Source organism: Paraflavitalea sp. CAU 1676 (genome assembly GCF_029223285.1).
Lineage (GTDB): Bacteria > Bacteroidota > Bacteroidia > Chitinophagales > Chitinophagaceae > Paraflavitalea.
This window is the reverse complement of record NZ_JARHUJ010000004.1, coordinates 143,738-163,429: the sequence shown is the minus strand read 5'-3', so window position 1 is coordinate 163,429 and position 19,692 is coordinate 143,738. Positions and strand designations below refer to the sequence as shown.

At 48.0% G+C, this 19,692-nt stretch carries 17 protein-coding genes; 8 read left to right on the top strand and 9 right to left on the bottom strand.

Going from position 1 to position 19,692, the window contains the following annotated elements:
- Nucleotides 1–98: 98 nt before the first annotated feature.
- On the bottom strand, nt 99–1,157 hold the full coding sequence (locus tag P2H89_RS13650) for a hypothetical protein (protein WP_275827641.1): 1,059 nt from the start codon (nt 1,155–1,157) through the stop codon (nt 99–101).
- A gap of 166 nt (nt 1,158–1,323) precedes the next feature.
- On the opposite strand from P2H89_RS13650, the gene P2H89_RS13645 reads away from it, so the two are divergent.
- A complete protein-coding gene (locus tag P2H89_RS13645) occupies nt 1,324–1,758 on the top strand; it encodes a DoxX family membrane protein (RefSeq protein ID WP_275827639.1) in 435 nt (144 codons plus the stop codon).
- Between the two features lie 15 nt (nt 1,759–1,773).
- Here the strand turns inward: P2H89_RS13645 and queD are convergent, their stop codons facing one another.
- Both queD and P2H89_RS13635 read right to left on the bottom strand, forming a co-directional pair.
- Nucleotides 1,774–2,130 carry a 6-carboxytetrahydropterin synthase QueD gene (gene queD / locus P2H89_RS13640; RefSeq protein ID WP_275827637.1) on the bottom strand — a complete coding sequence of 119 codons (357 nt, stop codon included), beginning with the start codon at nt 2,128–2,130 and terminating at the stop codon, nt 1,774–1,776.
- A gap of 99 nt (nt 2,131–2,229) precedes the next feature.
- Nucleotides 2,230–3,111 carry a DUF4382 domain-containing protein gene (locus tag P2H89_RS13635; protein WP_275827635.1) on the bottom strand — a complete coding sequence of 294 codons (882 nt, stop codon included), beginning with the start codon at nt 3,109–3,111 and terminating at the stop codon, nt 2,230–2,232.
- Nucleotides 3,112–3,568: 457 nt separating this feature from the next.
- Between P2H89_RS13635 and P2H89_RS13630 the strand changes: the two genes are divergently transcribed.
- Both P2H89_RS13630 and P2H89_RS13625 read left to right on the top strand, forming a co-directional pair.
- Nucleotides 3,569–3,889, top strand: coding sequence for a carboxypeptidase-like regulatory domain-containing protein (locus tag P2H89_RS13630; protein ID WP_275827633.1), 321 nt, complete (start codon nt 3,569–3,571; stop codon nt 3,887–3,889).
- A gap of 33 nt (nt 3,890–3,922) precedes the next feature.
- Entirely contained in the window at nt 3,923–5,149 is a 1,227-nt protein-coding gene (locus tag P2H89_RS13625) for a sterol desaturase family protein (protein ID WP_275827631.1), read from the top strand.
- Nucleotides 5,150–5,425: 276 nt separating this feature from the next.
- Here the strand turns inward: P2H89_RS13625 and P2H89_RS13620 are convergent, their stop codons facing one another.
- Nucleotides 5,426–7,243: a hypothetical protein gene (locus P2H89_RS13620; RefSeq protein WP_275827629.1), complete on the bottom strand. Its 1,818-nt coding sequence runs from the start codon at nt 7,241–7,243 to the stop codon at nt 5,426–5,428.
- A 937-nt stretch (nt 7,244–8,180) separates the two neighbouring features.
- Between P2H89_RS13620 and P2H89_RS13615 the strand changes: the two genes are divergently transcribed.
- On the top strand, nt 8,181–9,053 hold the full coding sequence (locus P2H89_RS13615; RefSeq protein ID WP_275827626.1) for a YihY/virulence factor BrkB family protein: 873 nt from the start codon (nt 8,181–8,183) through the stop codon (nt 9,051–9,053).
- An 8-nt stretch (nt 9,054–9,061) separates the two neighbouring features.
- On the opposite strand, the gene P2H89_RS13610 is transcribed toward P2H89_RS13615, so the two are convergent.
- Complete coding sequence (locus tag P2H89_RS13610) at nt 9,062–9,940, bottom strand: bestrophin family protein (protein ID WP_275827624.1); 879 nt, start codon at nt 9,938–9,940, stop codon at nt 9,062–9,064.
- A gap of 588 nt (nt 9,941–10,528) precedes the next feature.
- On the opposite strand from P2H89_RS13610, the gene P2H89_RS13605 reads away from it, so the two are divergent.
- From P2H89_RS13605 to P2H89_RS13590, 4 genes are all read left to right on the top strand, one after another.
- Complete coding sequence (locus P2H89_RS13605) at nt 10,529–12,235, top strand: PQQ-dependent sugar dehydrogenase (RefSeq protein WP_275827622.1); 1,707 nt, start codon at nt 10,529–10,531, stop codon at nt 12,233–12,235.
- Nucleotides 12,236–12,435: 200 nt separating this feature from the next.
- Nucleotides 12,436–12,789, top strand: a complete 354-nt coding sequence (locus tag P2H89_RS13600) for a YciI family protein (protein WP_275827620.1) — start codon at nt 12,436–12,438, stop codon at nt 12,787–12,789.
- Nucleotides 12,790–12,891: 102 nt separating this feature from the next.
- On the top strand, nt 12,892–14,169 hold the full coding sequence (locus tag P2H89_RS13595; protein ID WP_275827619.1) for a sigma-70 family RNA polymerase sigma factor: 1,278 nt from the start codon (nt 12,892–12,894) through the stop codon (nt 14,167–14,169).
- A gap of 178 nt (nt 14,170–14,347) precedes the next feature.
- Nucleotides 14,348–15,646, top strand: a complete 1,299-nt coding sequence (locus P2H89_RS13590) for a hypothetical protein (protein WP_275827617.1) — start codon at nt 14,348–14,350, stop codon at nt 15,644–15,646.
- Nucleotides 15,647–15,735: 89 nt separating this feature from the next.
- On the opposite strand, the gene P2H89_RS13585 is transcribed toward P2H89_RS13590, so the two are convergent.
- The 4 genes from P2H89_RS13585 to ssb form a co-directional block, all read right to left on the bottom strand.
- The gene (locus P2H89_RS13585) at nt 15,736–16,515 is read right to left on the bottom strand and encodes an alpha/beta hydrolase (RefSeq protein WP_275827615.1); all 780 of its coding nucleotides are present in this window, start codon (nt 16,513–16,515) and stop codon (nt 15,736–15,738) included.
- Nucleotides 16,516–16,642: 127 nt separating this feature from the next.
- The gene (locus tag P2H89_RS13580) at nt 16,643–17,494 is read right to left on the bottom strand and encodes a LamG domain-containing protein (RefSeq protein ID WP_275827613.1); all 852 of its coding nucleotides are present in this window, start codon (nt 17,492–17,494) and stop codon (nt 16,643–16,645) included.
- Between the two features lie 218 nt (nt 17,495–17,712).
- Complete coding sequence (locus P2H89_RS13575; RefSeq protein WP_275827611.1) at nt 17,713–18,564, bottom strand: LamG domain-containing protein; 852 nt, start codon at nt 18,562–18,564, stop codon at nt 17,713–17,715.
- A 239-nt stretch (nt 18,565–18,803) separates the two neighbouring features.
- The gene (gene ssb / locus P2H89_RS13570) at nt 18,804–19,253 is read right to left on the bottom strand and encodes a single-stranded DNA-binding protein (RefSeq protein WP_275827609.1); all 450 of its coding nucleotides are present in this window, start codon (nt 19,251–19,253) and stop codon (nt 18,804–18,806) included.
- Nucleotides 19,254–19,692 lie beyond the last annotated feature (439 nt).

Below are 19,692 nucleotides of genomic sequence, written 5' to 3'. Positions count from 1 at the left end.
GAGATGGACAGACCAGCCTGCCGAAATGAATACGCGAAAAAAGGGCCTTGCAGGTTGATCCTGCAAGGCCCTCAATCTGTTAAGTAGTGCCGGACGATCTATTGATACTGAATATACATCGGCTTCGGCTTGAGGCTCAATACTTCCTCAGGCGTCATAATGCGGCTTCCTGGCTCGCGGAAGTCGTTCTTATAGAACAACTTGAAACCAGTATACTGTACCGGCTCCTTATGAATAAATGAGCGGTAAGTAGTGATCTTGCGTGCTTTAGCGCCCCATCCGTCCATATCCATTACGATCTGCACTTCGGGTTGAATCTTAATATTCTTGTAGTTGGTCACCATGGCTTGTGTGAAACGGTGTACGACCAGCACCTTGGGAGGCAGGTTGTTATCCTTCACGATCTTAGCCAGGTAGTTGGTAACATAGTTGATATCCGAGGCATCGAAGCTGCCGATTACAGAACCGGGCTTGGCGCCTGTTTTCATAGAGAACTCAGGATCAATACCAAAATGCACATTGGGCATCTTAAAGTATTGCTCGAACTGGGGCACTTCGTCCTGCACCGTACCCAGACCTACCTGGATATCGATGAAAACCAGGGCATTGATCTTGGCCGCCATAGCGATCACTTTATCGAGCTCTTTGAAAGGCATGCGAAGTCGGTATTTGCCCGCTGCACCAGGACTACCCTGTGCAGTTACAGCAATATAGTGGAGCGCAGGCACTACTTCAACAGCCGTATCGGCTGCCTGCCAGCGCTTTACTTCACCCTGCAATTTTTCAAGCATTTGCTGCTCGGGCAGCTCACCCAAAATGCCCATTTTAGTGGAATACAAATTACCGTAATAAGCCAGAATACGCTTCATGGGTAAAATAGCGCCCGGCAACGGATAAGCTCCTTTTACGGGCCATTTGCCAGTTGAATCGCCATTAACCATCAGTCGCGTGCTCTCGTTGTACCAGGCAGTATCGAGCATGGTAGTAGAAGCAGGCGCAGCTTCTGCGGTAGTTGATTTTTTCTCAGTAGTGTCAGCAGTTTGTTTGGCAGTTACGGGGCCTTCAGCAGTGGTCGATTGGCAGTTGCTGAATAAAGAAGCGCACAGGGTCGTCGATAAGCACAGCGTTGAGGCCTGCAACCAGGTCTTTTTGTTCATAGTGAATTATAATTTAGACAGAGCGTAGCGTACTACGGTAGCTTGGGTTTGGTTCATGAGGTTTGCAAATATAGGTAACACCAAAAACGTACCATTAATAAAATTATTATGTGTTTTAAGCGTAACTTTAGGAAGATAACCTTTATCGTTCTTTAAATCATCTGCCATGGGTACGCTTCAACAAATCCATAACTGGAGCCTTGTACATCATCCCCGCTGGCTGGTCGTTTTCCGGGTAGCGCTTGGATTATGCCTTTTCATCAAAGGGATCTCTTTCATGGCCAATTCGCTAAGCGCCCAACAATTACTCTACAACACAGCTTTCTCTTCTTCTGCAGATGCCATCATTATCGGCATCACCTGGGCACACCTGCTGGGAGGATTCCTGATCATTATCGGATTACTGACCCGCTGGGCCGTAATGCTCCAAATGCCCATTCTCCTGGCTGCCATAATCATCCTGGCCAACCAGTACGGCATATTCGCATCCGGTACAGCGCTGCCTTTTACGGTGATCATCTTCTTCATGCTGGTGTTCTTCCTGGTAGAAGGTGGTGGTCCACTTTCGCTGGATAACTACTTCCGCCTGCACCCCAAATGAGTTGCTTTAAGAAGGTTACTGCCCGTTGTAGATGACACCCGAGGTGGGTGTTTCATGTAATTCCAGGTGATCCATGGCCGGCAGCATTGGCTTCAGCCGGTTCCAGATCCACACTGCGATCAGTTCGCAAGTCGGGTTCTCCAGGCCTGGAACATTGTTCATGCACTTATGGTCCAGCTCGGCGACTACCGGCTTTACAATGCCTTTCAGCACGGCAAAATCCATCACCCACCCTAATTGAGGATCGGGCTGCCCCTTGATCCAGATACGCAGGCGGTACGTGTGGCCGTGCATTTCCTTGCACTTGTGACCATCGGGAACATTTGGCAAAAAGTGAGCCGAATCGAATGTGAATTCCTTGTAAATCAGCATAGAAATACTTAAGGGCTCAAAGGTACGTGCTTATCCATAAAAAAGTGGAGTTGAACCCAACTCCACTTCGATCATAAGAAAAGGCCTGTTACGGAACTATCATTTATGCAGGGTGATCTTCGGCAGATCGGTCTCTTTACCCCTACGGATCTGAACACCTGTAATAGTGGTATCCTGGTAGCCATTGGAAGCGTTGACAAATACATCATACGTTCCTTCTTTCAAGCCACGCACTTTGAACTCCCCATTGCGCCAGGGAATAGCATAACCTGTATCCTGCGCGTTGTAAACGCTCACTACCGGGAAGGCATCTTTCGGCAACACCTGTCCTTCCAGACTGCCGGTGGCTTTTACTGTAAATATTTTGATCACCGGCAGCAGGAAGAATTTTCCCCGCACAGCGATCACCGACCGGGAGATGTCGAAATCGAGCCAGAGACGATTACGGCCAGGCTGCCATTCATCCCAGTCGCCGCCCTTTATCTTCAGCAGGATCGTAGCCTGGGTGCCAGGAAACAGGTCCAGCGGATAAGTGACGCTGTCCTTCACCAATGAGTTGTTACTTCCCAGTACGATCTTCACCTTCTTGATATTACCTTCAGGAATGATACCGCTGGCCAATAAAGTATCCACGCCATTACGCAGGCCCAGCAGGTCGTATACACCAGGAGCAATGCTCAGCGTATCCCAGTTTACACAATGATCCTGATGATCGTCATCACCGTTGCCGCGACCACGATCATCGTCGTCGTTGTGTTCTTTCTTCTTATCGCAGGTATCGATCAAAACCTGAACACTCTTGATGTCGATGAGTACTTTGTCGAATAATGCGGGATCATCTGTGAGGAACAATTGCACTTCCTGCTTGCCGGGAGGAACGTTGTTGCTTTGAGCGGAATCATCTTTTTTACAGGCATAGAGTAAGATAGCAATAGTCGTTACCGTTGAGCATAGGCCCAACAGCTTCCTTTTTGTGGTCATATGTCTAAGCGTTTTAAGTGGTGAATAGGTAAGTCACTGCCCACCTATTACAAGTTCTGTGCCTACCCGTTAAAATGATGAGAAAATATGGTTACCGCTTTGCAAACGCCACCATTTTAACAATTTGCCAATACCACCGGGTTGGTAGGTGCTTAACAGGATAGCCACCCGGAAACATAACAAAATCATTTAATACGCAGATCTGCAATCCCCCTGCTATTTAACCACGTATATAGAGTATACACCTACACGCTTCTCCCCCACCTTCCCCCTCACTATTTTCCCCAGTCGAAAAATTATTACGGAATAATAGTCTACTATTTTGGTGGACTTAATTTATATACCTATCATTGCACTCAGAATCGGTCACCATGCTACCAGAAAACTCCAAGGCACGATGTAGTTGATTCCTCCCGGCAGGAATACACACCTATTCTGTAATATCAAAAGATAACACATGAAATCTACGTCCGCCTACAGTTGGTTGATAGCCGTTCCGGCACTGATCATGAATCCCTCGGACATCTACCCGTCCAAACCGGTAAAAATAGAAGGCAATGTGATACATAGCCAAAACGGGAAACAGGTAGAGAATGCCTATATCTACATTATCTCCGGAGAAGAAGAAGCATTGAGCGGTAAAGACGGAGTATTCACGATTTCCACCTGGCAACAGTTGCCGGTAACCCTGATCATAGAACATCCAAAGTACAAATCGAAACAGATCAGCATAAAAGATCCGGCCCACAGGGCTACCATCAAGCTCGATCCCAAATAGCAGTAAGTACCCATCCATTCAACGTTGCTCACTATGAACCTGAATATACTGGCCTTTGCAGTACCGCTTTTCGTTTCTTTCATGGTATTGGAATACGTAGTGGCAAGGCGCAAAAAGCTGCCTTATTTCAACCTGCACCATTCCATCGCCAATATCAGTGTAGGCATCGCAGAACGATTAATGGATGTATGGGTTGTGGGCATATTCTATTTCGTTTATGATCATATTCAAAAGCACTACGGGCTGTTTGAAATAAAACCGAATCTCCTGCTCTGGATACTGCTGTTGTTGTGTACAGATTTTTTGTGGTACTGGTATCACCGGCTCGCACACGAGATCAACATCTTTTGGGCAGCCCACATCGTACACCACCAGAGCGAGGACTTCAACTATACCGTTTCGGCGAGGATAACGGTACTGCAGGCCTTCATTCGCACCGGATTCTGGGCAGTATTACCCTTTCTCGGATTTCCGGCTTCGATGATCACCAGTATCTTACTGGTGCATGGACTCTACCCGTTTTTCATCCATACCCGGCTCATTGGCAAGTTGGGCATCCTGGAATATGTGTTCGTAACGCCCTCACATCACCGGGTGCACCATGCCAGCAACGAACAGTACCTCGATAAGAATTACGGGGATGTGTTCATCATCTGGGACAAGCTCTTTGGCACTTTTCAAAAGGAAGAAGATGATGTGGAGATCAAGTACGGTCTCACGCATCCCCTGAAAAGCTATAGCTTCCTGTGGCAGCACTTCCACTTCCTGGCCGAACTCACCTATGCGGTGCGGCGCACACCAGGCAGGTGGAACAAGCTTAAACTGCTGTTCAGCCGGCCCGACCAGGTAGACCCGGCGGTGCGTGAAATAGCCGAAGCAAGGTTCAGGATACGGCAGAGCAATGCTCCTTTCGACAAACCCCTCAACCGGTATGTCGTTTGGCAGATAGGCTTAACGATCGGACTGCTGTTCATCTTTATCCTGTTTGAGCATTATATACCCGTAACCCAACAGGTATTGATCTCATTGGCCATCCTGCTCACACTTATCAACTGCGGAGCGATCATGGAACAAAAACAATGGATCTATTACCTCGAGTTCTTACGACTACTGACCCTTACTATAGGATTTATTATGGTATATCCTGCCGTTTGGCTAAACATCCTGTTGCTGTTTGCAGCCATCCTGCTGGTAGCTTATTTCGATACCATCCGTGTGTACTACCTGGAGTGGGTGTATCACCGGCACAGAAGATCTTAATATATATACGAGTTACGTGGCCGAGAGGAAAGGCGAAGGTTCGCAAGACCTCCTACGGTGGTTCGACTCCACCCGTAACTGCATTGCATCGGTTCAACTTTCATACCTGAACCTCCGGGTGATGTTTCTACATCGCCTTCAAATTATTAGCATAGTGGCATGCCCTATGCAGGTCGCATGAGGACCAAACTACTTTTTCGTATGGCAAGCAATCGTTGATGAACGGGCGGTGTTTCTACACTGCCTTTTTTTTATCGCCGGCGTCGCCAAAACTTCTTAGTTGGCCATGATCAGCTCGGGGCGTTTAATAAATTGGCGGTTGTATTTGAACTTCACGTTCGTATTGAACTCCAGCCTCCACCGGTCGCCAAACCAGTTCTTACGGGGAAAATAGAAGGCTTTGAACTCGAGGGTTCCAAAAATAAGGCTCTCATTCCGGCTGCGCAATCCACCGCCAATACTGGTGTAGAGATCACTTTTCCGCAGCTCCTGCTTTTCGGGCGTAAGCATCGTCATGTTACCAAATACAAAGGGGGCAAACCTGAAATTGAGCAGCATAAAGGGTGTATAAAATACCGACTCGGCCTTAAGCGTACTCCGGATCTCGCCGTATACTCTTTTTTGATTGCGCAATTCGGGCAGGCCAAACTGGCTTTCGAGGAACAGCGGCTCATTCAATTCTTTATTCGCCTGCAACGCAATGCCCGCACTCACAAACGTGCGCTGCTTCCAGGAACCCATCGTTCTTAAATTGGAGAAATAGTCGAGATTGAAGAGTACATCCACATCCTCTAAAATATTCTTATTAAAGTATCCACCCACCCGGGCCGTATAGTTGAAATAATGCTCCTCCTCTGTAAAGAAAAAACGGCTGAAGTCAATACCTGCGTAAGGACGATCTCTTCCCTGGGTTTTCGTCCAGCCGCCCGTGAACGAGATATCCATGCCCTCCGGTACGTCCTCGTTCCGGCCAAAACCATAGATATACCGCACCTTATAGAAGTCCTGCCTGAAGATCGACAAAGACCCAAGGGCTGCTATGCGGTCGATGTAGTCAAAATAATACTCTGTCGAAAACACATCGGGCACTTCCTGGAACTGCTTCCTGAAGAACCGGACGCTCAGCAACGTACGCAAACGGTCATTATCATTCTGGACATTACCGATCTTATAAGCGCCCGTATTCCAGCCAATCCAGGTATCGTAATTGAAATACCGGTAGCGCGCATCGGTTTTATATACCGAGTCGTCGAGGTACATATTTTCTGTGCGGTGATACGCGGCTTCTGCAGCATAGGTGAAACGCAGGTATGGATGTACCAACGGTCGCACAAAACGTGCATAATAAAGGACTTCCTCATCCCGGCCACTGTTAAAAGCATCGCCGAAATTACTGAACCCCAAAGATCCATCAATGAAAGATCCGCCTATATTACGCTTAATATAGGCAGCACCATACCCTATCTTTTCGCGACGCTCCTGGTCAAATAACAGGCTGCCTTGCAACCTGTCGCCCCAGCCCCCAAGATTTTCCTCGCGTATGGTACCACTAACGCTCGTTGTATTGTGCATCCTGAACGAACCGCCGATCGATAATACATCTTTGGTGAAAATAGTAATATCGACCGAGTCGAAGCTCCTGTCAGACGAGCGTATCACGATCCGCGCATCCTGCAGGTAAGGCTGATCGCGCAAATGACGTTCGTTATCCGACAACAGGTAAGGAAATACACGATCGCCCACCTTAAAGAACAAGTTATTGCGCAGCACATAATTCCTCGTTTTGTGATGGACAGCGTTGGCCAGTTTGGTAAGGTGGCTTTTGAAGGTTTTGCTGGTATCGGCGATCGCCGTACCGAAATCAAGCCCCACCACAGTAATGCTGCGAATGATGCGGCCATTGTAGATACTAAAAACAAGATCGTTCCGGATAGGACCGGTAACCATATCCCCCGTCGGATTGCCCGAGAGCAGATTTCGGGCAAGCTTCCCGAACAGGCCCCGCTGCTTTAAGATGAAACTGTCGATCGAGGCTGGCCGCAGCGTATCTGTCCGTTCTTGCGTTGGTTTGGCGATGGCAGAATCAGGCTTCACCTGCGCCTGCAACGGGTTTACCGGTAAAAGGGACAGGGCACAATAACATAAAAGGGTTAACCACGTAATCCGCATAGCATACAGCCTGATTATGAACAGCAAAATAAGCTTTTAACAAGAATACTTTGCAAAACCGGTACCTCACCCCCGGCACACCGGTCATCGCAGCAAGGACAACACTACCCATTAACCACCATAACCCCTGCCAGGCGTTCTTAAAAAGGTACGAACAGCCACCTATCGTGGTAGCTTTCAGGCACTTAATGTTTTGTTAAGGCTGATTCTGTTCCTGTAAGTTTTAATAGACCAGTAGCCCTTCGCGACAGCTTATAGGCAATTTGCCCCCATTCATTAAACAAATAGCACAGTTTACTCAATAGCACTTTATGTCCGTCACCAGACGCATTAGTTTTGTGTCAACAAAGGAACAAACAACCAGATGAACCTTATCACGAACAACCTTATTACTATGATTTTTGATCCTTTGTTTGGGAAGGCGTACCAGAAGTGCCTGGCACAGGCAACTTCAGGCAGTACCCCCAGCATAGCAGTTGTAACCTACCCTTACAACTAACCACAGAAAAACCGGGGCTCGTGCAGCAAGCAGTGAGACAAGTATGGCCGACGAAATCAAATGATTCAGGATTGCCGAAGTGAGATGTGAAGGATGTCGGATTTTGGGCAATCAGCATTGAAATGAAAAAGGAGTGATGGAAAGTCCCGGTTTTCTTTAAACGCAGGTTACAGTTTTTCAAAGGAATATACATATTGGATGGTTTACCCAACTCCCTTTTTGTCTAAAAAGGGAGTTTTTGTTTTGTCCCACCATGAACATACGTCCACTTCTGCCAGGCAACCCATTCCCCACATTTTACCTACCTTCAAAGACCGGCCCGGATACGTACAGGATCACAGCCATTACAAATACCTATTGCCGATGCGGAAATTCTTTAAGTTGTTGGAACTATTAAGATCAGCCTTCCGGGAATTCAATAAGAATGAACCCTTGCGATTGGCCGCCGCCACCGCCTTCTTCACCACCTTCGCACTACCGGCCATTCTCATTATCCTCATCCAGCTATTCGGCTTTATCGTGGGCAGGCGAACAATCGGCCGCCAGCTGTTTACCGGGCTCACCGACATCCTTGGCCCCAATGCAGTAGAAGAAATGCGGGCAACGCTTCGAAACGTACGCCAGCTTACACAATCCTGGTACATCGCCGCTGCAGTCTTTATCTTTTTGTTGTTTGTGGCCACTACCCTCTTCAAGGTGATCCGCGATTCGCTGAATCAATTATGGGGCATTAAAGTAAAAGAAGGAACAGGTATCGGGTTCCAGCTGCGACAAAGGGGCCGCTCCTTTATTGTTATTCTCTTTGCCGGTATCCTGTTCCTCGCCGTACTGCTGGCCGAGGGAACTCTTACCTTGTTGCCCGAGAAAGCAGATCTATTGATCAGGATCCTGAAACAACTGGTATCCATCATCGCCGCAACAGCCTGGTTCACCATCGTATTCAAATATATCGCCGACGGCTATACCCAATGGAAAGTAACATTGGCCGGCGCATTCTTCACCGGGTTGTTGTTCACCATCGGCAAAATGATACTCGGGCTGCTGCTGTCTTACAGCACCATCAAAAACATTTATGCCACCTCTACCTCATTTGTACTATTGCTGCTCTTCGTATTTTATTGCTCCTTCATGTTCTATTACGGCGCCTGCTTCCTGAAGGTATGGGCGCAGCACAAACAGCAGCCTATTATACCGCATAGTCACGCCATTAAATACAAGCTGGCTGTTGTGGAATAAATGGAACTTTACAGTATCTCCTGAACGTGTTTCTTTATATTACTGGATATCTTTTGCGTCGGCAGGTCATTTTCATCGTTACCAAATGGATCTTCGATCTCTTCGGCTATCAACTCAAGACTGGCCAATACATAAAAGATGAAGCCCACCACCGGAACGGCGATGTAACCCAGGCTGAACACAAAGCTCAAAGGAAGGGTCATGACATAGAAAAAGATGAATTTCTTTAGGAAAACACTATAAGAAAAAGGGATGGGCGTATTCTTGATGCGTTCGCAGGCACCGCATACGTCGGTAAATGACTGCAACTCTCCATTGATAATGATCAATTGATCGCCGGTGATAATTTTTTCCTGGTAAAGCCTGTTCACCCGCTTAACCAGTAGGGTGGCTACCTGATTAGGAACATGCTTAGCATGATCCAGCTCACCCAGTTCAGGATGCTCTTTATCGTCCAATGCCAGTCTGGTGCTTTCTTCGCCGAGGTGGCGGCTGAGCACATTGGCGTACATAGGAATTACCCGGCGGAAAAAAGAACGGTTTCCTTCATCGGCTGGGTCAAGTATGGCATTCATCTTGATCGCCAGGTTGCGGCTATTGTTTACCAGGCTACCCCACATTTTACGTCCCTCCCACCAGCGGTCATAGGCCGTGTTGGTGCGGAACACCAGGAGCATCGAGATCACGAAGCTCAGCAGGTTATTCATCATGGAGATGTTCTTCAGGTAGTTGTTTTGACTCAACTGAAAAACCCGAAGCTCCAGGAAGGCGATCAGCGCGGTATAAGCACAGATGCCAAGGATCAGGGGCACCAGCTTGCGCAATGTATCGGCCTTGTGAAAGCGAAAAACGAACGTGAACCAGTCTTTGGGATTGTACGTGATCATACTACAAAAATAGTGGCCCGGAGGAAATGAAAAAGAGGTTGTACAAAAGTCAGCCCGATATATTCCGCGCTCCGCAGAGCACCGCTGTTGACGGTTAAACCAAAGAACGCAAGGTTAATCATTCATGTTCTTCATCATTGCGTTTTCCCCCTTTGTTTTAAGGCGAAATAAGGCCCTTTCGACAACCTCCCATATTGTAAGCAATAAACAGTATTGGATCGGGTAGATTAAAAACTGTGCGGCAACAGGCAAACGTTCGGATGGCAGAACTGCCATACCATATACCAAAATTAGGCTGCTTTTTGAAAAACACCAATACCCAGAGTGCAGGCAGCCAGTCAATTAAGCATTGAAAGCCAACAGATACGTGTAACTACAAACAAATATTGGTATTTTTCACATCTTTCTATTGCCCGATTTCATAGATTTGACCGATCGATTCCTGGGTTTCACCTCCAATATTCATACTCCTTTATCCCGCGTTCCTTCCATTCCCCATCAAGCGTTGAATTTGTACCCACGTGCACAAGACCATTCCGGTACCTGTCAGGACTTTTTTTACCTGCATTTCAAGTAAAAATCAAGTATATGACCAATGCTATTTCCTTGCGGAAGATACTCCTGCCCATTCTGATCTGCCTGCTGTGGCCGGGTGTACCAACCTGGGCGCAGCCAACGATTGCCCTTACTCCGGTTATCTCATCGGGCCTCTCTGCGCCCGTCGATGTGGTCAGTGCCGGCGATGGCACCAACCGCCTCTTTGTTGTGGAGCGCGGCGGCACCATCAAAGTGTATAGCGCTGCCCATACCCTGGTGGGCACGTTCCTTACCGTTACCGGCGTCCTGGCCGGGGGCGAACAGGGTTTACTCAGCCTGGCCTTTCATCCCAACTACGCCACCAATGGTTACTTCTTTGTTTACTACACCAATGCAGCCGGTAGTATAGAGATAGCCCGCTACCAGGTGCAGGGCGGCAACCCCAACCTGGGAGATCCCTCCACCAAAACCGTGATCCTCAACATCCCCAAAACATCGTCCGAAACCAATCACAATGGCGGCAAGCTGAATTTTGGTCCCGATGGCTACCTCTATTTTGGAGTAGGCGACGGAGGGGGCACTGGCGATCCGGATCACAATGCCCAGAATGGCCAGAACCTCTTGGGAAAGATGGTCCGAATAGATGTCAACAGTTTTACTACGCCCCCCTATTACACGATCCCCGCCACCAATCCTTTCGCCACCGCTACCGACACCCTGCATGCTATATATGCCTTTGGACTGCGTAATCCCTGGCGCTGGAGCTTTGACCGTGCAAACGGCAATATGTGGCTACCTGACGTAGGGCAGGATGTAGCAGAAGAGGTCAATTACCGGGCCGCCGGCACGGCAGGTGGCATCAATTTCGGATGGCGCTGTTATGAAGGAACTTCCAATTACAATACAGGCGGATGCCTGCCACTCGCGGCTTATACCAGTCCGATCTTTGAATACGGGCACAACAATACGACCGGCGGATTTGCCATCACCGGAGGATATGTTTACCGCGGATCCCAATGGCCTACCCTGGCCGGCTATTATATCTGCGCCGATTTTATTTCCGATAACTTTTGGCTCATACAGCCCAATGGCACAGGCTGGCAGACAACACTGCAGGCCGGCCTCCCCGGGGGTATCGCCAGTTTTGGAGAAGCAGAGAACGGTGAATTGTACGCGCTCGCGCTGGGCGGCATCCTATACCAGGTTGGCGTGACCGGTGCATTGCCCGTCACGCTGCTTTCCTTTTCCGCCAAAGCTTATACCGGCTACAACGAAATACGCTGGAAGGCTACGCGCGAAATCGACCTGCAGGCGTATGAGATCGAGTGTAGTTCCGACGGTTCAGCCTGGACCCGGGTGGGCACGGTGGCAGCGCTTGAAAACAATACCGATCCCGACTACACATTCAAACATGCTACCAACCTACACGGAACCATATACTACCGCCTCAAAATGCTCGACAAGGACAATACCTATTCATACTCCAAAATAGTAAGTGTGGAAACTGATCCCGAACGGGGCAAGGAATTGCAGCTCTTTCCAACGGTCAATACTAATGGTCAGCTTCAGGTGCAGTTGAATGAAGGCTTCAGTCACCTGCAGGTGTTCAATATGCACGGGAAAGTGGTATTCTCCCAAAGCCTGAAACAGCAAAAAGGCGTCGTAGGCATCGACATCGGCCGGTACAGCAAAGGGATGTATACCGTAGTGGCAAGCCGCACCGGTAAAACGGTGAGCAAACCATTTTTGGTGCAATAGACAGAATGATCGAATAGCTACATGGGGTCAATTGCCCGTTAAAAAAACATTGGATCAATCAAAACATACAACCCGGCCCGGCCGGGTTGTATGCTATATAAAGGGCATCGGGAAAAAAATAGTATAAAATTGTCCTACCCCGGATTTCTTGTTCGTCATCTTCACAGTCATTACATTTAATCACTGCAAAAACAGACTTTATGAAAGAGTTTATGTTCATTTTTAAGGGGCCCACTTATGAAGATCTTACCCTGAGCGCCGAAGAAGCGCAAGCCAATATGCACAAATGGATCAATTGGGTACAACAACTTAAGACAGATGGCGTATACGTGGAAGGCCGCCCGCTCATGAAAGGTGGAAAAGTGATCGCTGGCAAAACACCCGTAGTTACCGACGGTCCATTTGCTGAAAGCAAGGAACTCGTTGGCGGATACTTTATCATCAAGGCAATGGACATCGACGAGGCCCTGGCACACGCAAAAGGTTTTCCAGATTTCGCTTTGCAAGGCAGTGTAGAAGTGAGAGAGGTACAGGTAATACCTGGAAGCATGTAATTGTCATTAACGTCCGCCCCAATACGATTAAACGAACCAGTCGCTGATTCTTCCACCAAAGTCCGGGAGGAGCAGCGGCTGGTTATACATTATCTGTAACACATGTCGTCAGAAACACCGCAACAGGTAGTAGATCACCTTTTCCGCCACGAATCCGGAAAAATGATCGCTGTGCTTACGCGGGTGTTCGGCACCCACAACCTGGGCATGGTGGAAGATGTTGTACAGGATGCCTTTCTCAAAGCGGCACAATCCTGGCGCTATGGTGACCTGCCCGAGAGTCCCGCAGCCTGGTTGATGCAGGTTGCCAAGAACAAAGCCATCGATATCATCCGGCGCGAGCACCACCACAAATTGTATTCGCAGGAGATCGTGCACCAGTTGAGATCCGAAGCAGAGGAAGCAGTAGAACATTTTTTCCTCGATACGGAGATCGCCGATAGCCAGCTGCGGATGATCTTTGCCTGCTGCCATCCCTCGCTGAAAGAAGAAGACCAGATCGCACTCACCCTGAAAACGGTATCCGGTTTCAGTTCGGCCGAAATAGCCCGCGCTCTGCTCACCAGTGAAGCTACCGTCCAGAAACGATTGTACCGGGCAAGACAGTTCCTGAAAGAAGAGCACATACCGCTAGAAATACCCATGGGTGATCAGCTCAAGGCACGCCTCGACATCGTATACGCTATATTATACCTGCTGTTTAACGAAGGCTACAATTCGGGCAAGGAAGATGAGCTCATCCGGCACGACCTCTGTGCCGAAGCGATGCGGCTCTGCCTGTTGCTTTCACAGCACGCAGTTGGCGCGCAACCTGCCATCTTTGCCCTGCTTTCGCTGATGTGCCTGCAGGCATCCCGGTTTGAAAGCCGCCTGGGTGAGAACAATACCATTATCCTTTTGCAGCAGCAGGACCGCAGCTCCTGGAATCGTGATCTTATACAACGAGGATACCATTACCTCAATCATTCATCGCAGGGAGAAACGCTTACGATTTATCATATAGAATCAGCGATTGCAGCCGAACACGCCATGGCCGAAGGGTTCGAGCAAACCAATTGGGCTCGTATGCTTTATTTATACGACCTCTTGCTGGAGCAAAAACCAACACCGCTTGTGCGGCTCAACCGGGCCGTGGTGCGTGCACAGCTTCGGCAGGAAGCAGAAGCCATCCACGAAATTTGGGAAATAGAAGGTATTGAAAAACTGGTTGAATCCCAATATCTGTTCAGCGCCGTCCTGGGCGACCTATACCAAAAGATACACGATTACAAGAATGCCCGCCGCTACCTGCAGCGCGCACACGACCTTACGACCTCGCAGGCAGAGAAAAAACTGATCCTGCAAAAGATAAACGAGGTAGAGAAAATATTGCTCAATTAAAATCGCACCTGCCTCCGGTTTACGCAAGGCCCTACTCTTCCACGAAGTATCCGTATCTTCCTTCGTCATGCTCCCGCCTCCGAGGAACTTCTCCGCTTGCACGAACTACCCGCATCCGGCATCCCCAACGCCGCAACCGCCGTGTTCGTATTTACCCCACACCCGTTACATTTGTAACATGAAGAAATGGACGATCGCCGCGCTGGGCTTGTTGTTGACAATATCGCTGGAAGCACAAACACGCAGGGAAGATATTTACTCGAACTTCGTGTTGTATGAAAAAAGGTCCTGGCTCCAAAAGGACTTGCGCGATAATGTGATCGGCAACACCTTAGCATTGGCCATCGACAGCAATACTGAATACAAATTTGAATCGGCCTGCCTGGCCATCGCCCAATTCCAGCTCACAGGAAATGAGGTGGCCGCGGGATTCAATAAGATGTTCCTGCAATACGATTCCCTGCAGTACGATACCAAACGCGCCCTGCTCGAAGCGGTATATGCCATCTATCCCTCCACTTTTGCCCAACAGGTAAGCAATGTATTCCAAAAAGAAACGCATCCCAAGCTGTTTGCTATGAGTGCCAGCTACCTGTTTCGGCAGGATACCACCATAGACAATATCAACAACATCAAGATCAGGATGGTGGAACAGTTCAGCAATTACGATTCCATTCCGCTACTGCAAGCCCTCGAAAATTACCTGAACAGCTACTTATTGGCCAAAACCCACAAAACACCCGATATATCAACGCTGTTTGCTTACCAGGCCACGCGACGCCAAAAGACGGTGTATTCATTTCAACGCTGGAACCGCGACTATGGCGGACTGGCCATTGTGCAGGATGCATCGGGCCGCTTCATGCGCCACCCCGATGGCCGCCTCATGATCTTCGAACAGTTGGCGCGCTCCGCTTCCGACCTCCCCTATTTTATCACCAACGGAAGCACACCGCAGGGTGTTTACAGCATCCAGGGTACCGCAGTTTCCAGGAATACACTGATTGGTCCTACACCCAACCTGCAGTTATTGATGCCCAACGAAAAGGCCTGGGATAAATATTTCCAATACCCTCCCTGGGAGCATTGGGACAGCACCCGCGATTCCATGACTGCCTATCTCGAACTGTTACCCCCCTCCTGGCGAAAGTATCAGCCTATGACAGAAGTATTTGAAGCCGGGAAGATCGGCCGGTCGGAGATCATTGCCCATGGCACTACCATCGACCCTGAATATTTCAAACATAACCCCTGGTATCCGCTAACGCCCACCAATGGATGTCTTTGTGCCAAGGAGTTGTGGAATGTATCTAATGGTCGCCTGTTGGTGAGCGAGCAATACAACCTCGTAAGCACCTTCAACGCAACCCCCGGCGCTAAAGGGTACCTGTATGTGATCAACCTCGACAACCAGCAGGCAGCAGTAAGCCGCGCCGAACTGGAACGATTGGTAAAAGCCTATGAAAAGGGGAAATGATCAGGTTAGCACGCACTAGAAAGCACCTCAAATGAAGTTTACATCGGCTGGCGGGGCTTTGAGACGCTTCAACTAAAGTTGACAACACGCTACCTGTTCACGACTTGCCGGAAAGCATGCTGGTAATCTTCCCGTTCACTCATGCCGTTATGACTACCGCCCTGCAAAGTGATAAGGGTGTCTTTCTCTTTAAACAACCTGCTTAGTTTTTGGGCAGAGCCATAATAGATCACTTCATCCGCATCGCCATGAAAGATCACCACGGGCATCTTACAAAGCGGCAGGAATTTATTGGTCGTGAATTTGTACTTCAGTAAGAATCTAGGCAAAATCGGGTAATTGTGGCCCATCATATCTGTTAAACTATAATAGGGCGCCTGCAGGATCAGCATACGGGCATTGTTCCTGGAAGCCAGCCAGGAGGCCGGGCCAGTTCCGATGGAGTAACCGAGAATGATCAGCGAATCCTCACCTGCTCTTCTCCTGATATCTTCGTAAACGGCCTGCACATCATCAAAAAGCTGCTGTTGACTACTGATACTACCCCCACTCTTTCCATAGCCCCGATAATCCAGCATAAAAACATTGAATCCCTCCTGCACGTAAAAGGAGGCCAACTCTCCCCATCCGTCTATAGACCCGGCATTGCCGTGGAGATAAAAGATGGTACCCCGGGCGCTGTCGGCTTTGAACAATACTCCATTGAGCCGCACGCCATCTTTCATGGAAAAATTCAGTTCCTCATGGGGAATGCTAAACCGGTACACATGTTCAGCCGCCAGTTTTTCCGGAAAGAAGATCAATTTCTCCTGCAGGAAAAAAGCAAGTAAACAAATGAGCACATAAAAAGAACCGATAATCATGATCATCCTGGTTAGAAGTTTTTTGGTCCGGGCATTCATAGCTTCAAGATACTCATAGCTAGGCGATGTAGGAACTACTGCTATAAAAAAAGCCAGGCTTGTGGCCTGGCTGATCATTCATATTTAACAGTAATTAATCTTTACTTCTGTTCAACTGCTTCACTTCACCATCACACAGTGCCCTGTTGTAGATCTTTATGTCGTCAATTACACCATTAAACCAATAGTGATATTGCTGATCCGGAAACTTTCCGAAATACAAGCTACCGGAATGGGGCGTAAATGAGTGGTAGGGAATAGTACGGGAATCCTTCAATGCCCCATTGATGTACAATTTCGAAATCAGGTTATCCTGCGTATAGACTACACTGTACCATTGTTCAGTTTGGGTAAAAATGGAATCTGGTCTGGCTCCACCGATCTTACCGGAATAAAAATCGCCATGATTACCATAGAACTTATACTTATTCAGGTGCTCCGAAGTGGCACAACTGTTATCTGTAAAGCCCATCTGATAAAAACCATTTTCCTTATCGCCGTACATCGTCTTTGCCATGATGATGTTTCCGCGGCAAAGGCCCGAATAATAACCTTTGATCTTAAATACAGCCGCCAGCGTAATGGCGCCGGTAGGATTCAAACTGGAACTGTTTAGCACCTCCATATAATTATTGGTACCATTGAACTGGTAGGCGCCATTCGGCTTACCAAAACGGTCGGGCACTTTTGTGGCATTATTGAAAGCAATATGATTTCCATTGCCACTGCTATCTTTCAACGATCCATTATTGAAATTATACCAGGCCACCAGACCATTCGTAAGGTCATAACAATTACAATCGAGTGTGTCCCGAATGATCACCGTATCGCGAACGATGAGCGTGTCTGTCAGGGGGTCCTTCTGGCAGGAAACGAGTTGTGTACTGGTCGAAAAACACAGTAAGTACAACAGAATGCTACCAGACAATACTTTCAAAATTTTCATAATCAGGGTTTTAAATAACGAGTAAAAATAGAAATTCCCGGCTTAGCCGGGAGAACAAACCGATAGTCGTGCAGATTCGGGCCAAAACCGTGCAGTTTTGGACCGTAACTGCGCAGTCAACCATATTGGGTTGACCTTTCGGCAGGTGGAAAACGGTTGGTTTGCCGCACAAAAAAAGCCAGGCTTTTGGCCTGGCTGATCACACTTATAGAAAAGAATTAATCATTCGACCTGTTCAACTGCTTAACCTCTCCGCTGCACAAAGCCCTGTTGTAGATGCGCACGTCGTCGATCACCCCATTAAACCAATAAGGGTACTGCGAATCCAGGTTCTTGCCGAGGTAGAGGCTGCCGGAATTCGGCACGAAGGAAAACTGAGCATACTTTTTTTCGCTCTTCAATTCCCCATTGATGTAAATCCTGGCAGTAAGGTTTTCATAAGTATATACTACGCTGTACCACTCACTACGCTTTACAAAATTTGAATCGGAAATTGCATTGGCATTTGCGCCCATTGCGTCACCATATACGCCCATAACTTTAACCCGATTGGGATCAAAAGCTGCATAGCAACTGGTAAAGTTTGAAAGACTAATGGCATAATAGCCCGTCGCTTTGTCAGAATTATCGGTTTTTGCCAAAATTTGATTACCATAACAGGTACCAGGATAGAAATCATTTGCTTTGAAAACGGCAGAAATCGTAATGGAGCTGGTAGGATTCAAACTTGCGCTGTTGGCAACCTGCATAAAATTGCTGGTTCCGTTAAATAAGTACGCACCATTTGCTTTTCCAAAACGATCGGGTGCTTTTGTAGCATTATTGAAAACAATATGGTTTCCTTTGCCGCTGGCATCGTTGAGGTTTCCGTCCTTGAAATTATACCATGCCACCAGACCGCTGGTTAAATCGTAACAATTACAATCTACCGTATCTCTGATAATGATGGTATCTTTTATGATAAGGGTGTCCGTCAACGGATCTTTTTGGCAGGAGGTGATCTGTGTTCCAGTTGTGAAGAACAGTAAATAAATCAACAAACTACCAGACAACGCTTTTAACAATCTCATGTTCAGGGTTTTAAAGATTAGCAGCACAAAGTACTGCAAGAATACCAAACCAGTGACTCAATCTATTAAGTGTGCAGTTTAGGGCCATAACTGTGCAGTTTTGGCCTGTAACTGTGCAGCCTACCCACCGAAAAAACACCCACTCAGGTTGGCGTTTGCGGCGGTTTTATGAAAAGAAATGCCCCGCCGAAGCGAGGCATTCTTACTTAAACTATAAAACAGTGGATTAGTAAATACATTTAGAAAGGCAGGTCATCCATGGGCTCGCCATAGTTGCCGCCACCGGTAGCAGCAGGAACCTGCTGGTTGCCGGCAGGAGCCGAATAGCTATTGTTGCTGTAGCCAGCACCCTGGCTATCACCACCACCTTCGCCGCGGCTGCCAAGTAATTGGATGCTCAGTACACGCAGCGTCAATGAAACGCCTGTAGTACCATCGTTCTTTGAATAAGTTCTGATATCGGGCGTACCTTCTACATACACCTGCGTACCTTTCTTAAGGTAAGGTGCAATACCGGTACGGTCGGTCCAGTAAGCACACTCTACCCAAATGGTTTTATCTTTCTGGTTGCCCTGGGCATCACGAAATTTTTCGGTATGAGCAACGTTGAAGTTAATCACGTTCTTCCCGTTCACCGTGTTGGTAACACAATCTTTACCCAAGTTACCAATAGCTTGTAATTTAATCATACTTAATGGAGTTTAGCTTCGTACTATTTTAATTCAACCGGCAATTTACGCCTTCCTGCAACGGTAACAATAAATACATTTTCGATGTTGATAACCTGTGGAGTAGCCAGTTTCCGTACTTCCGGCGGTCTGGCACTGCAAAGCATTAGCAGGCACAACATTTCACGATTCGCTCTTCGTTTCTGTAACATGTGCGCTCACATTTTCATTTAGACAACTGCATCACGTATACGAACATCTGCAAATAAATAATTACTAACGTCACCGGATATCTTCACTAACACCATTCGCCCCCTTAGTCATTAATATCCACGTCAAAACTATCCCCGCCGAAACCGAACCGAACTGCGTCGGGACCACAAAAAGTACCCGATCAATCCCCCCAGACCCGATCGGCACGGGGGGCTCGCACCTACCTTGCTGGCACAGATCATTAAAA